This is a genomic window from Streptomyces sp. NPDC048257 (assembly GCF_043201855.1).
Taxonomy (GTDB): Bacteria; Actinomycetota; Actinomycetes; order Streptomycetales; family Streptomycetaceae; genus Streptomyces.
In genome coordinates this window covers 451,615-464,734 of the sequence record NZ_JBICZI010000003.1, presented here as the reverse complement: position 1 = coordinate 464,734, position 13,120 = coordinate 451,615, and the positions used below count along the sequence as shown (strand labels likewise).

Below are 13,120 nucleotides of genomic sequence, written 5' to 3'. Positions count from 1 at the left end.
GGTCAGGAGATCGCGTACCACTGGCTGGCCCAGCCGGTGTTGATGGTGCTCGTGGACTGCTCGGCGAGGTTCAGGGTGGGCGGCAGCGAGGTCTGACCGGTCAGCAGGGTGCTGTACCGCAGGTTCGGCGGCGTCAGGCCGGCGTTGACCGAGATGCCGGCGCCCGTGGACTTCAGGGTGAGGCCGTTGGTGGCCCAAGTGCCGTTGAGCAGGAGCGCGATGAAGTAGGTCCCGGGGGCGGCCGTGAACGGCTTGCCGAGGGCGAACGGCTTGGCGATCGCGTCGGTCATCAGCTGGGGGGAGATGTCCGGGGTGGTCGCGACGAGGGCGCCCTTGGCGTCGTACACGCCGAGGTAGCAGTCGGCGAGCTGCGCGTTCGGGTCGATGCCGGCCAGGCCGAGCCACACGTTCGACCAGGTGATCTGCTCGCGCAGGACGATCCGTACCAGCGTGACCCGCCCACCGACCCCGGCCGCCGACTGGGCGGTGACGTGTCCCGCGTCATTGGGATCCCCGGTCCACGCCAGCAGGTTCTGGTCCTGCGGCCGGGGCCCCTCGAATCCGGACCCGCCACCGCTCGGCGCGGGCGCGGAGGCCACGGGGCTCCCCGCCGCGGGCCGGCCCCCTCCCGACGCGGTGCAGCCGGCCAGGACGAGCAGCGCGGCGAGCGCGGTCGCGAGAGTGGTCGTGGCGGTGGTGGTGCGGGTGCGCATGGTCCCCCCATGAGGTGCGGATCTGTCGACCGACATGATCACACGGCCGCCGGGCCGCACCAGGCCGCCCGACCTGGCCCTTCACGGCTCCGGCCGTGCGGTCAGGCCAGGGGTTCGGCGTCGAGCCGGATGACTTCCGCGGGTCCCGCCCGGAACGCCGGGCCGGCCGCGTCGGCCTCGATCATGTGCGGTGTGGCGTCATGGGCGGCGAGGGCCGCCTGCGAGGACCACCGCTCGATGAGGACGAAGCGGTCGGCCTCGCCGCTCACCCGGTGCAGGTCGTACTGCAGGCAACCCGCTTCGGCCCGCACGATCGGTGCGAGACGCTCGAACGCGGTGACCTGTTCCTGGCCGCGGCCCGGAAGGGTGTCGATGTGGATGACGAGTTGAACCGGCTGTGACATGCGCCGGAGCCTACGGGGGAGCGCTCAACGCCGGTTCGCCGGGTGCGTATCGACCGAATCGCGGGAGATGCCCCGAGTCGTTCCTGTGCCTACCCTGCGGGCTTCCTTAAGGGAAGCTGAAGTACCCCTCCGGCGCGCTGTTTTTGCTGATCACAGCCCTAGGCTCGGTCGCACCCCACCCCCTTTCCTCTGTGAGGTGCTACAGGCATGAGCAGCCGAACTCCCGGAACCCCGTCCCGAGTCGAGGCCCGGCGGAAGAAGACGGTGCGCACGCGCATCGTGCTGTCCCTCACCGCGGCGGCCGCGGCGGTGGCGGTCGGCGTCGCCGTGGCCGACTCCGACGGCGCTGCGCAGGTGGACCAGCGGGCCGACGGCGCCGGGTCGAAGTCCGGGACGGCGGCCTCCGGCGACGCGGCCGGGACGGCGGGTACGGCCGGGTCGGCGAGCCCCACGGCTCCGCTCCCCGAGGTCACCGCCGACGCCGCGGCCGCGACGGGCTCGCTGCCGCCCGAGACGCCCGCCGCCGACGGTACGGAGTCCAGCGCTCCGGCGAAGGCCGCGGCGGGGGAGGACGGCCCGGCCAAGTCGACCCCGGCGGGCAAGCCCGCGCGTACGTCCGGCGGGACCACCGGCGGCGGGTCCGGGGGATCCGGCGGCTCGTCGGGTGGCTCGTCCGGCGGGTCCGGCGGGTCCGGCGGTTCCGGCAGCTCCTCCGGCGACTCGGAATCCGCGGTCCTCGCCCTGGTCAACAAGGAGCGGTCCGCGGCCGGCTGCGGCCCCGTGACCATGAACGCCAAGCTGAGCGCCGCGGCCCGGGGGTACAGCGACACGATGGCCCGCAGCGGCGTGATGTCCCACACCGGGCCCGACGGGTCCACCATGACCACCCGCGTGGAGGCCGCCGGATACGCGTGGTCCCGCCTGGGCGAGAACATAGCCCGCGGCCAGTCGGACGCCGACGCGGTCATGAAGGCGTGGATGAACAGCTCCGGCCACCGGGCCAACATCCTCAACTGCGCCTTCCGGGAGATCGGCATAGGCGTCCACAAGGGCGACGGCGGCCCCTGGTGGACGCAGAACTTCGGTGCGCCGAAGTAGGAAGCCCCCTCACCCCGGCGCCGGCCACATCACCGATCCGATCCGATCCGATCCGATCCGAGCCGATCCGATCCGATCCGAGCCGTACACGTCCTCCGACCCGTCCGCGGGTCAGGAGGACGTCGGCGTTTGGCCTGGGCCGTCTCTGTCGGATCTTGCCGGGTGAGCCGGGTCGTTCGGTGGGGTGCATCGCAAGGCGAAGGGGCGCCCGTGTGCTGGACGTACTCGGTGTCCCGCACATCGCGGCGAGGTGCCGTGCCGGGCGGGCGGGCCCGGCACGATCCGGAAGAGACGGCCTGGGCGTGTCCTGCCGGTCGGCGCCGAGTGGGGGAGGCGGTGTCGGGCGGCCCGGCCCGTCGGCCACTATGGGGCCGTGCCCCGATTTCCGCGCTACCTGTTCATATGGCTGTCGTGCACGGCCACCAGCGTGACCGCCGTGCTCGCCACGGTCCAGTTCGTCGTCGGATCCACCAGCCATACGCCCCCGGTGGCCCGGTCCGCCCCCATGGTCTTCGACTCGCCGCCGGCCTGGCTGGCGATGCAGGACCCGTCACCGAGCCCGCCGTCCCCGACCGCCTCCGCGTCCGCGAGCAGCTCGCCCTCCGCGACCGAGCGGCCCACGCCCCCGGCCGCGTCCTCCCCGCCCGTCAAGGCCTCGGGAGCCGCCCGGAGCACCGCACCCAAACCCGGCGTCGACTGCGAGAACGGCGGACCGGGCCTGCACACCATCCCCTCGCAGGGCGGCAAGGCCACCGTGCGGTACGGGAGCCGGGGCGTCTGCCTGATCTCCGCGATCCCCAGCCGCGGTTTCAAGGCCACCACGTCACAGACCGACGACGACACCCTGACGGTCACCTTCACCAGCGCGGACCACCGCTCGGTCATCACCGCGACGATCGACCCCGTGGCCAAGGCCAGCGTCCGCGAGACCTCGTTCTGACGGCCGGACCCATTCGGCCGGTCCGTACCCGTAGTTCCTCCCCATCCCTTTCGCGCGGTTTGCCTCCCCGTATGCGCTCATCGGACGGGTCCCGGCGAAGCGGAAGGTGAGCTGTTCCTTAGGGGAACCTCAAGATCGCGTCCAGGCGGTTCGGACGGCCCGGCGCGGTCCTATGCTCACCTCAGCCGAGCGGCCTTCGGCGCCCGGGCACACTGCCCCGGCCCGCCGCACGATCGCCGGCTTCGCCGCGTCGGGGCCTCTCGCCCCTCCCGTAACCCTCACCGCGCCTTGGGGTGTCTTCGCCATGACTTCTCGCATACTCCGACCCGTCCGTGCCGGCCGCTCCGCGCAGCAGCCCCGCTCCGCCGCGTCCCTGAGGGCGCGACTGCCGCTCGTCACCGCGGCCGTGGTCGCGGCGGGTCTGTGCGCCGCTTGCGGGCCGTCCTCCCAAAGCGTCGGCTCCGCCTCCCCGGCCACCGGCCAGTCCTCGCAAGCCCTCAGCTCCGCCACACCGCCGGCCTCCGCGTCCGCCTCCGCCGAGGCGTCCCCGAGCGCGTCGGCCTCGCCGTCGGCGTCCGCCACCGCTCAGCCCAGCTCCTCGCCCACCCCCTCCCGGGCCCAGAGTCCGGCCGCCCCCAAGCCGGCCCGTACCTCCGCCGCGCCCGCGCCGGCCCGCGTCCCCGGGCCGGGCTACGACAGTTCGGCCGACGGGCAGAAGCTGATCGACGCGGCCCTGAGTGCGGCCAAGGCCGACGGGAGGATGGTGCTCCTCGACTTCGGGGCCAACTGGTGCGGCAACTGCAAGGCGGCCGACAAGGTGTTCGCCCAGCCGCAGACGGCGGCGATCCTCGGGGCCTCCTACCACCTGGTCAAGATCGACATCGGTGGCAACAGCTCCGCCAACTCCGCGCTCCTGCGCAAGTACAGCCCTTCGGGCGGCACCTACACGATGCCGGTGCTGATCGTCGTCAACTCGTCCGGCAAGGTGCGCACCGACACCCACGCCACGGGCAACCCCTCCCTCACGGCGGAGGGGATCAACGCCTTCCTGCGCAAGTGGGCCTCGTGAGACGAACGGGCCCGCGCCGGCCCCAGATGCGTACCACGGCCCTGGCCGGAGCCGCCCTCGCGGTGGCCGTGGCCGGCTTCGTCTTCGCCGCCGTCGGCACGGTCGCCGCCGACGGCAGCCGCGCGGAGGCGGCCGCCGGGCCGATGACCGCCGTCAGGGCCGCGGCCGAGGCCGCGGTCATCGATCCCGCGGACCGGCCGGCCGCGCCCGAGCTGGCGGGCGACGACCTCGACGGGAAACCGGTCGGACTCGCCGGGTTCCGGGGGCACGTCGTCGTACTCAACGTCTGGGGTTCCTGGTGCGGCCCCTGCCGGGCGGAGGCCGACGACCTGGAGCGGCTCGACCGGCAAACCCGGGACGAAGGCGTCCGGTTCCTCGGGATCAACACCCGCGACCCGGACCGTGCTGCGGCGCGGACCTTCGTACGCACGCACGGCCTCGGCTTCCCCAGCCTCCACGATCCCACCGGTGAGCTCCTGCTCCGCTTTCCCCCCGCGCTCCTCAACCCGCAGGCCATCCCCTCGACCCTGGTGATCGACCGCCGCGGACGCATCGCCGTCAGCATCGGCGGCGCGGTCACCGAGGGCGAACTGGCGCCGCTGCTGGCACGCGTGACGCAGGAGGCGTCATGACGGCGGGCCTGGCGCTCGCCGCCGCGGACACCCCGTCCCTGCTCCACGGAGCCCTCGCCGTCGCCGCTCCGGTGGCGTTCCTCGCGGGACTCGTCTCCTTCCTCTCGCCGTGCGTCCTGCCACTCGTACCGGGCTACCTCAGCTACGTGACCAGCCTGTCGGTCTCCGACCTGGCGGACGCCCGCGGCGGGCGCCGCAGCCGGATGGCGGTCGGCGCGCTGCTGTTCGTCCTCGGCTTCACGGCGGTCCTCGTCTCCGGGGGCGCCCTGTTCGGGTACTTCGGCCGCACCCTGCTGGCCCACCAGGAGGTGGTCACCCGGGTGCTCGGTGTCTTCACCGTGCTGATGGGGCTGTCCTTCATGGGGTTCCTGCCGGGATTCGCCCAACGGGAGTTCCGCAGCCACCGGCGCCCCGCGCTGGGACTTGCCGGAGCCCCCGTGCTGGGCGCGGTGTTCGCGGTCGGCTGGACCCCGTGCATCGGCCCGACGCTGGCCGCCGTACAGGCACTCGCCTGGAGCGAGGCCAGTGCGGCCCGCGGGGCCCTGCTGATGGCGGCGTACTGTCTCGGGCTGGGGCTGCCGTTCGTCCTGGCCGCGCTCGCCTTCCGCCGGGCACTGGGCGCCTTCGGCCTGGTCAAACGCCACTACGCGTGGGTGCTGCGGATCGGCGGCGGCATGCTCGTGCTCGTCGGCGCACTGCTGGCCACCGGCGTGTGGAACGACCTGGTGTACCGGCTGCAGTTGTGGAGCGCGGACTTCACCACCGCCGTGTGAGCGGGCCCGGCGGCCCGGCCCTGAAGATCAAGAACCGATTCGCCTTCCCGACACAAGAGGCACAGATGAACGTTTCCCCGCACACGAGGCACTCCCGGAAGGCCCGGGCGGCAGCGGTCGCCCTCCTCTGCCTGGCCGCGCTGACGGCATGCGGCGGGCAGTCCACCACGGCCGCCGCCCCCGCCGCCGCACCGCCGCCCACGACGCGCTTCTCCGAGAACGGGGTCACCGTCACCCTCTCGGTGTCCGACTGGCACGCCGCGAAGGGCACGCTGACGGCGGTCTTCACCCCCGAGGAGAAGGGCTTCCACCTCTACAGCACCGAACTGCCGCTCACCGGCATAGAAGGCGTCGGCAGACCGACCGCGATGGCCGTCTCCGGGGCCCTCGCGGCGGACGGGAAGCTGACAGCGGCCGCCGACGTACGGACCATCAGCGTGCCCGGCGTCGACGCCCCGGTCCCCGTCTACCCGGACGGCCCCGTCACCACCACCCTGCCCATCCGCGCCGACGGCACCGGGGACGCCACGGTCCTGCTCGGGTACGCGAGCTGCAGCACGGAGAAGGGCTGCACCATCCCCGTCGCCGACCGCCCCGTACCGCTGCGCATCACCGACGAAGGCCCCACCTTCACCGCCCCTTAGAGGGGGTGCCCGGACCGAACCCCTAAGGTGTGCCCATGCCCAGCGTCCTGGTCGTGGAAGACGACCCCAGCATCCGCCAGTCACTCATCGAGGTCCTGGCGGAGCACGGGTATGCCGTACGCAGCGTGGGCGACGGGTTCGGCGCCCTGCGCGAGGTCACCCAGACGCCCGTCGACGCGGTCGTCCTCGACCTGGGGCTGCCCGATCTGGACGGGGGAGACGCACTGCGCATGATCCGGGGCATATCCTCCGTTCCCGTACTGGTGGCCACCGCCCGCGACGACGAGACCGAAATCATCAAGCTCCTCAACGCGGGCGCCGACGACTACCTGGTCAAGCCCTTCTCCGGGGGACAGCTCATCGCCCGGCTCTCCGCCGTCCTGCGGCGCACCAGCCACGTTCCCCCCACGGGCGCCGCCCACGCCGCGCAGGGCGTGCGGCCGGCGCCGACCGCCGAACCGCTGCGCGCCACCACCGTGGGCGAGCTGGCGGTCGACCCCGGCGCGCGGACCGCCTACCTGGGCGGCCGGGAGCTCCACCTCACCCGGCGGGAGTTCGACCTCCTGGCCTTCCTCGCCCACCACACCGGCCAGGTCGTCTCCAAGCGGCGGCTGCTGACGGAGGTGTGGCGCGAGCCGTACGTCGACGACCAGACCGTCGACGTGCACCTGTCCTCGCTGCGCCGCAAACTCGGCGAACGCGCGGCCGCCCCGCGCTACCTGCTGACCGTCCGCGGCGTCGGCATCAAACTGGTGGCCCCCCGGTGAGACGCTCACTGGCCGGAGTGGCGCTCGCCGTGACCTCCATGGTCGCCCTCTCCTTCCTCATACCCCTGGGCGCACTGGTGATGTCGCTGGTCAAGGAGCAGAGCGTCACCGCTGCCGAGCAGCGCGCCGCAGCCCTCGCACCCGTCCTCACGCTCACCACGGACCCGTCCGCGCTGCGGGAGTCCGCCGCCGGCCTGGACGCGGCCGAGCACTTGGTCGTCCACCTGCCGGACGCCCAGACCCTCGGCGACTCCCAGGCCCCCGCGCCCCTGCTCGAACGGGCCGAGAAGGGACGCGAGTCCATCTCCCAGAAGATCCGCGGCGGATGGATCTGCCTGCAGCCGGTGGTCCTCCCCGGCGACCGGGTCGCCGTCGTGGAGAACTTCGTCCCCGACGAGGAACTGACCCGCGGGGTCAAGGCCTCCTGGGCGATGATGCTCCTGCTGGCGGTCGGCCTGGTCGGCGGCTCCGTACTCGTCGCCGACCGACTCGGCGCGAAGGTCGTCCGCTCCTCCAAGAAGCTCGCCCAGGCCTCGCACACCCTGGGTCAGGGCAATCTGGACACGCGGGTGGAACCCATGGGCCCCAAGGAACTGCGCGACGCCGGCGACGCCTTCAACGCCATGGCCCACCGGATGACGGAACTCCTCGCCATCGAGCGCGAACTGGTCGCCGACCTGTCCCACCGGCTGCGCACCCCGCTCACCGCCCTGCACCTGGCATCGGAGCGGATGGCCGGTACGCCCGAGTCGGCCAGGGTCGAGGCGGCGGTGCACGCGCTCGAGGCGGAACTCCAGGCCATCATCACGGCGGCCCGGACACCGCTCGCCGTGGGCCCGATGGGCCACGGCATGCGCAGCGCGGAAACCGGTACGGCCCAGCAGCCCACCGGGGCCGGGCCGTCCGAGTGCCCCCGCTGCGAGGTCGCCGACGTCGTCCGGCGCAGGACCGCCTTCTGGGCGGTACTGGCGGAGCAGCAGAGCCGGCCCTGCTCCCTCGAACTCACCCAGGAGCCCACGGCCGTCAGCCTCAGCGACGACGACATCGCCGCGGTGGTGGACGCGCTCATCGGCAACGTCTTCAGCCACACCCCGCCCGGCACCGCCTTCGGCGTCCGCGTCGTCCGCACCGCCCAGGCCGTGGAGCTGGTCGTGGAGGACTCCGGGCCGGGCATTCCGGAACCGGACCGGGCCCTCTCCCGTGGGAGCAGCACCGGCTCCTCCGGGCTCGGCCTCGACATCGCCCGCAGGGCCGCGGCCGTCACCGGCGGCTCGATGCGCATCGCGCACGGCCCGCGGGGAGGAGCCCACCTCACCGTGGTCTTCGCCCTGGCGCCTCCCCTGCCGACCCAGCGAGGGCCGCGCGGCTCGCGGAGGCGGACCGGATGGTGGCCGCCCCGCATGCGGTGAACGCCGCGGTCGCGACCCGCAGTCGCGACCCGCAGTCGCGACCGCGTTCCCGACCGCGTTCCCGACCGCGTTCCCGACCGCGTTCCCGACCGCGCTCGCGGTCAGCCGGAGGTCGGACGCAGCACCAGGGAGAGGAAGCCGAAGCTGTCCCGGTAGGTGTGCAGCCACTCCGAACGCCGGGCGGCGGCCGTCTTCAGTGCTTCGGCGCTGTCCGGATCGGCAGGGTGGTCCAGAGCCCACGAGGAAAGCGAGCCCCAGAGGGCCCACTCGTAGTCGTCCAGCTCACTGCGCGTGCTGACATGGGCCTGGACCGGCGCCCACCCGTCGGCGACGACGCGGTCCACGGTGGTCGCCAGGTCGTCGAGTTCACCGAAGATCTCGAAGGCCTCCGGGGACGGCTCGCGGTCCCAGAACCCCTCACCGATCAGCACCCGGCCGCCGGGAGCCAGGTGTGCCCGGGCCGCCTCCAGCGTCGGGAGCAGACCACCGAAGGCGTGGGTGGCCCCGACACTGACCACCAGGTCGAACGACTGGTCGGAGACGAAGCCCGCCGCCTCCTGGTGGTGGAGGACCAGGCGCTCCTGGAGGCCGAGCAGTGCCGCCGACCGGCGGGCCTGCTCCATGGCCTCCTCGGAGACGTCCACGCCCACGGCGTGCAGGCGCGGGTGCGCGGACAGGGCGCGCAGGAGCCATTCCGCGGTACCGCACCCCAGGTCGAGCACCCGCTCGTCGCCGCGCGGGGCGCCGTGTTCGAGCAGCCGGCGTACCGATTCGTCGTCGAGCGGCGCCTTGATGGGGTGGTCGGTATGGGCGATCCTGGAGATCTGTTCGCGGTTCATCCGATCACCCTTTCAATCCCGGAAGCCGCGCGCACCTCAATTCCACCCGCGCACCCGAACACCCCCTCAGGGGTGTCTTGTCGGCCGGCGGACCTCCGGGCCCAGGCCTCCGCGAACATCTCGTGGAGGGGCGCCGTCGGCAGTACCCGGCCGAAGGGGGCGTGGACCGAGTGCCCCACAGCGGGCGCACCAGGTGGCTCGCCAGCTTGACCGTCTCCAGCGGCAGGTGCGGCGCCTTCAGGTCGGTCCACTCCCCGGGCAGGAACACCGTCCGGCCCGCTCGCGCCCGCTTGGCCTCCATGACCGCGCCGGTCGCGAGGAGTACCGCCTGGACCTCCTTGTGCCGCTTGGCGGACCAGCCGTTCCACCGCCGTACGTTGCGGTCGGTGGGGGAGGCCAGCGTCGCCACCTGGAGGTACAGCGCCGCCGCGTCCGCGCCGGCACCGAGCTCCGCCGCCACCCGCGTCACCAGCTCCGGGCAGGACTGCCGGGGATCCGCCTCGTACGCCCCGGCCGGCACCGGTCCCGAGCGGGCCCGGAGCACCATCCGCTCCAGCCCGCCACCGGCCAGCAGTGGCGCCACCCGGTCGAGATCCCCGGCGAGGTCGGTGACCTCACGGACCCGCCCCCACACCTCGGGGGCGGCGACCGCCGCGGGCCGCAGGAAGGAGGCGCCGCCGGGCGCGCACACCACCAGCGGTCCACCGTCGTACGCGGTCACCGGGACCGGGCCCTCCTCCTTGCGGTCGTCCCCGGCCACCGGCAGCCGCCCGGGCCCGAACCGCTCCGCGATCCGCGCCGAGGCGTCCTGGACCCGCCCGCCGGGCAGCGCCAGCAGCAGCTCCGGGCGCGCCAGTTCGGCCCGCAGCCGCTCGTACACGTCCATCGCGCCGGCCACTGCGGGATCCCCGGCCGGCCGGTCCGTCCAGGCCCACACCAGCGCGCTCGCGATCTGCCGGAGGTCGAGACCCACCGGGGTGCGGTACGGCAGCTCGGACCCGGCCGGGGGCACGGCCCGGACCTCCACCCCGCTGCCGTACCGCGTCGCCGCCAGCTCCCACCGGCCGCTTCCACGGCCGAATCGGCCGCGGCCCCGTACCCGCCCGCCAGCCGCCGGGCCCACACCTCGCCGAGCCCCAGGTCTGCCTCCAGGGCATCCGCGGACTTCGCGGACTCCGCGAACTCGGCGTACACCGACTCGAGGGCAGGCCAGGCCAGTTCCTCCGGCAGACCGGCCGCCAGCGAGCGCCGGAGCGCACCCGGCCCGGCCGCCTCGGCGAGGGCGTCGACGATTCCGTCGAGGGCCGCCACCGTCGGACGGTCCAGCAGGGTCTCCAGCTCGGCCACGGCCTCCTCGGCCCCGGCCATGCCGCCGCCCGCGACCGTGTCGACGAGCTTGCCGACCCGCACGGCCACCTCGTGGGCGATGCCCTCGATCCCCGGCAGCAGCGTCACCGCGGACCCGGAGCGGCGCGGGCGCACCGTCCAGTGGCCGGGGAGCAGATCCGCATGGACCGTCCCCTCCAGCCGGGGGCCGAACACCGGATCCGCGGCCAGTGCGGCGAGGTCCCGCCGGGACCCCTCGCCCCAGAAGCGCATCCGGACCTCCGGGCCCGGGTCGACCACCGCGACCCCGGCGGCCAGGCAGGCGTCCAGCACGTCCGCGTCGAAGCCCTGGTAGTGGTACCGGGTGGTGTGCACCGCGACCGGGGTGCCGCCCGCCCGCAGCCGCGGCCCCAACCGGCCGACCAGGTCGAGGAATTCCGCCGGCAGCGGCTGACGCGCGACCCCGCCGCCGGACTGCAGCGCGTACTGGTACATGCAGACGGAGCGTCCGACCCAGTGCACGAGCCCGCCCTCCGGCACCAGCCGCCCGGCCTCCATCGCCTCCGCGGCGCCACAGCCGATCAGCATCCGCAGCCAGGCCCCGCCGTCGGTGACCCCGGCCGGAAAGACCTCGACCAGTCCGGCCAGGACGGCGTCCGCCGGCGGACGGGCCGTCAGGACCGTTTCCGCGGCGGTCAGCAGCGCTTCGGGCACCGACTTCTCGCGGGTGACCGACAGGATCGCGCCCACCATCCGTGCGGCCTCCTCGTCCCCGTGGCCGGCCGCTTTGGCGGAGGCCCGTACCCGGCGCACGAGATCCGCCGGCAGGTCCGCCCGCGAGCCCGCCCACGCGGTCAGGAACGCCTCCAGGGCCGTGTGCGCCGCCGCCGGATCCAGCGTGTCGGCAAGGAACCGCTGATGGGCCCCGAACTCCTTGGCCGGCATGGCCCCGCCCGCGGCGAACAGCAGGGCGTTGGCCCGGCGGTAGCCGGGGTCCACCGGCAGCCCGTGCTCGGCCTCGGCCGCGCGCGCAGCCGCGTAGGCCCGCCCGCCGGGCCGGCTCCCGTAGCCGATCAGCCGATGGCCCACCGTGTCCCAGAACCACGGCAGGTGCGCGGCCGGCAGCCGCCTGGCCCGCGCCGTCATCCTGTCGACGAACCGGCCGGGCTTGTGCCGGGACCGGGCGAGCTCGGTGCGCATGTCCTCGACCAGGTCCCGGGCGACCCCGGCCGCGCCCGGGTCGTGGGCGGCGACCCAGTCGGCGTAGGTGGTCGAGGAGTGCGGACCGGATACGGGCAACAGGGCATCGAGCGAGACGATCACGCTCCGCATCGTCGCACGGGCCACTGACACCCCCGGCGGGGGCGGCCGGGCCGAGGCATGCCGGCATTCCTCTAGAGTGCTTCCGTCCCGTACACGTGACTGTGACCCCGGCCGGGCGGCGCGTGCCGACCCGCGCACGGGCCCGAGCGAGGAGCAACCGTGACCGACCTGGCGTCCATATCCCTGCAGCAGGAGATCGCCCGGGATCTCCAGGTGAGCGCGTCCTTCGACGTACGGCAGGAGATCGAGCGCCGAGTGGCCTTCCTCGCCGAGCGGCTGACCTCCACGGGCCTGCGCGCACTGGTCCTGGGCATCAGCGGCGGAGTGGACTCCACGACCGCGGGCCGGCTGTGCCAGCTCGCCGTCGAGCGCGTGCGCGCCGCCGGGCACGAGGCGACGTTCTACGCGATGCGCCTGCCCTACGGAACCCAGGCCGACGAGAAGGACGCGCAGCTGGCGCTGGACTTCATCCGGGCCGACCGGGTCCTGACCGTGGACGTTAAGGCGGCCAGCGACGCCGCCCTGGAGGCGGCGCTGGCCGGCGGCACGGAGTTCCGCGACGCGCACCACCAGGACTTCGTGCACGGCAACATCAAGGCCCGGCAGCGCATGATCGCCCAGTATGCGGTGGCGGGCGCGCACGAGGGCCTGGTGGTCGGCACCGACCACGCCGCCGAGGCGGTCTCCGGCTTCTTCACCAAGTTCGGCGACGGTGCGGCCGACGTGGTGCCGCTGACCGGCCTCACCAAGCGGCGGGTACGGGCGGTGGCGGGCGAGCTGGGCGCGCCGTCCGACCTCGTGCACAAGACCCCGACCGCGGACCTGGAGACGCTGGACCCGGGCAAGCCCGACGAGGACGCGCTCGGCGTCAGCTACGACGACATCGACGACCTGCTGGAGGGAAAGCCCGTCGAACCGGCCGCCTTCGCGGCCATCGTCGGCCGCTACCGGCTCACCGAGCACAAGCGACAGCTGCCGATCGCCCCCTGAGCCGGTCCTGAGCCGGTCCTGAGCCGGTCCTGAGCTGTCCTGAGCTGTCCTGAGCCGGTCTGCGTCGATCCCGCTCCGGCTCCGCGCCGTGGCCGGGGGGGGGGGGGGCGCCCCCCCCCCCCGGGGGGGGCCCCCCCCCCCCACACGGCCGGGATCCGCGTGCGGGGCGGGGGCGCCAGACGGATAGAAATCA

Annotated in this window: 13 protein-coding genes; 9 read left to right on the top strand and 4 right to left on the bottom strand. The window is 73.9% G+C overall.

Going from position 1 to position 13,120, the window contains the following annotated elements:
* Positions 1 to 2: 2 nt before the first annotated feature.
* Entirely contained in the window at positions 3 to 713 is a 711-nt protein-coding gene (locus ACGFZK_RS09810) for a hypothetical protein (RefSeq protein ID WP_393848328.1), read from the bottom strand.
* A 101-nt stretch (positions 714 to 814) separates the two neighbouring features.
* Positions 815 to 1,117 (bottom strand): putative quinol monooxygenase, encoded by a 303-nt coding sequence (locus ACGFZK_RS09805; protein WP_393848327.1) that lies wholly within the window; start codon positions 1,115 to 1,117, stop codon positions 815 to 817.
* Positions 1,118 to 1,324: 207 nt separating this feature from the next.
* Between ACGFZK_RS09805 and ACGFZK_RS09800 the strand changes: the two genes are divergently transcribed.
* From ACGFZK_RS09800 to ACGFZK_RS09765, 8 genes are all read left to right on the top strand, one after another.
* Positions 1,325 to 2,215 (top strand): CAP domain-containing protein, encoded by an 891-nt coding sequence (locus ACGFZK_RS09800; protein WP_393848326.1) that lies wholly within the window; start codon positions 1,325 to 1,327, stop codon positions 2,213 to 2,215.
* A gap of 373 nt (positions 2,216 to 2,588) precedes the next feature.
* Positions 2,589 to 3,155: a hypothetical protein gene (locus tag ACGFZK_RS09795; RefSeq protein ID WP_393848325.1), complete on the top strand. Its 567-nt coding sequence runs from the start codon at positions 2,589 to 2,591 to the stop codon at positions 3,153 to 3,155.
* Positions 3,156 to 3,459: 304 nt separating this feature from the next.
* Entirely contained in the window at positions 3,460 to 4,224 is a 765-nt protein-coding gene (locus ACGFZK_RS09790; protein ID WP_393848324.1) for a thioredoxin family protein, read from the top strand.
* Complete coding sequence (locus tag ACGFZK_RS09785) at positions 4,221 to 4,856, top strand: TlpA disulfide reductase family protein (protein WP_393848323.1); 636 nt, start codon at positions 4,221 to 4,223, stop codon at positions 4,854 to 4,856. The genes ACGFZK_RS09790 and ACGFZK_RS09785 overlap by 4 nt, the downstream gene beginning before the upstream one ends.
* A complete protein-coding gene (locus tag ACGFZK_RS09780; protein ID WP_393848322.1) occupies positions 4,853 to 5,629 on the top strand; it encodes a cytochrome c biogenesis CcdA family protein in 777 nt (258 codons plus the stop codon). Before ACGFZK_RS09785 ends, ACGFZK_RS09780 begins: the two co-directional genes overlap by 4 nt.
* 65 nt (positions 5,630 to 5,694) lie before the next feature.
* Positions 5,695 to 6,273: a hypothetical protein gene (locus tag ACGFZK_RS09775; RefSeq protein WP_393848321.1), complete on the top strand. Its 579-nt coding sequence runs from the start codon at positions 5,695 to 5,697 to the stop codon at positions 6,271 to 6,273.
* 35 nt (positions 6,274 to 6,308) lie between these two features.
* Positions 6,309 to 7,040: a response regulator transcription factor gene (locus ACGFZK_RS09770; protein ID WP_393848320.1), complete on the top strand. Its 732-nt coding sequence runs from the start codon at positions 6,309 to 6,311 to the stop codon at positions 7,038 to 7,040.
* Positions 7,037 to 8,449 carry an ATP-binding protein gene (locus ACGFZK_RS09765; RefSeq protein ID WP_393848319.1) on the top strand — a complete coding sequence of 471 codons (1,413 nt, stop codon included), beginning with the start codon at positions 7,037 to 7,039 and terminating at the stop codon, positions 8,447 to 8,449. The genes ACGFZK_RS09770 and ACGFZK_RS09765 overlap by 4 nt, the downstream gene beginning before the upstream one ends.
* Before the next feature lie 101 nt (positions 8,450 to 8,550).
* Here ACGFZK_RS09765 and ACGFZK_RS09760 read toward each other — a convergent pair whose 3' ends face one another.
* Together ACGFZK_RS09760 and ACGFZK_RS09755 are read right to left on the bottom strand one after the other, a co-directional pair.
* Positions 8,551 to 9,288: an SAM-dependent methyltransferase gene (locus ACGFZK_RS09760; RefSeq protein WP_393848318.1), complete on the bottom strand. Its 738-nt coding sequence runs from the start codon at positions 9,286 to 9,288 to the stop codon at positions 8,551 to 8,553.
* Positions 9,289 to 10,005: 717 nt separating this feature from the next.
* Positions 10,006 to 11,937: a hypothetical protein gene (locus ACGFZK_RS09755; RefSeq protein ID WP_393848317.1), complete on the bottom strand. Its 1,932-nt coding sequence runs from the start codon at positions 11,935 to 11,937 to the stop codon at positions 10,006 to 10,008.
* A gap of 159 nt (positions 11,938 to 12,096) precedes the next feature.
* Here ACGFZK_RS09755 and nadE point away from each other — a divergent pair, with 159 nt between their 5' ends.
* Complete coding sequence (gene nadE, locus ACGFZK_RS09750) at positions 12,097 to 12,927, top strand: ammonia-dependent NAD(+) synthetase (protein ID WP_393848316.1); 831 nt, start codon at positions 12,097 to 12,099, stop codon at positions 12,925 to 12,927.
* Positions 12,928 to 13,120 lie beyond the last annotated feature (193 nt).

Coding starts and splice junctions, on each gene's coding strand:
- ACGFZK_RS09810 (WP_393848328.1), bottom strand. CDS start 713: ATGCGCACCCGCACCACCACCGCCACGACCACTCTCGCGACCGCGCTC.
- ACGFZK_RS09805 (WP_393848327.1), bottom strand. CDS start 1,117: ATGTCACAGCCGGTTCAACTCGTCATCCACATCGACACCCTTCCGGGC.
- ACGFZK_RS09775 (WP_393848321.1), top strand. CDS start 5,695: ATGAACGTTTCCCCGCACACGAGGCACTCCCGGAAGGCCCGGGCGGCA.
- ACGFZK_RS09770 (WP_393848320.1), top strand. CDS start 6,309: ATGCCCAGCGTCCTGGTCGTGGAAGACGACCCCAGCATCCGCCAGTCA.
- ACGFZK_RS09800 (WP_393848326.1), top strand. CDS start 1,325: ATGAGCAGCCGAACTCCCGGAACCCCGTCCCGAGTCGAGGCCCGGCGG.
- ACGFZK_RS09760 (WP_393848318.1), bottom strand. CDS start 9,288: ATGAACCGCGAACAGATCTCCAGGATCGCCCATACCGACCACCCCATC.
- ACGFZK_RS09790 (WP_393848324.1), top strand. CDS start 3,460: ATGACTTCTCGCATACTCCGACCCGTCCGTGCCGGCCGCTCCGCGCAG.
- ACGFZK_RS09780 (WP_393848322.1), top strand. CDS start 4,853: ATGACGGCGGGCCTGGCGCTCGCCGCCGCGGACACCCCGTCCCTGCTC.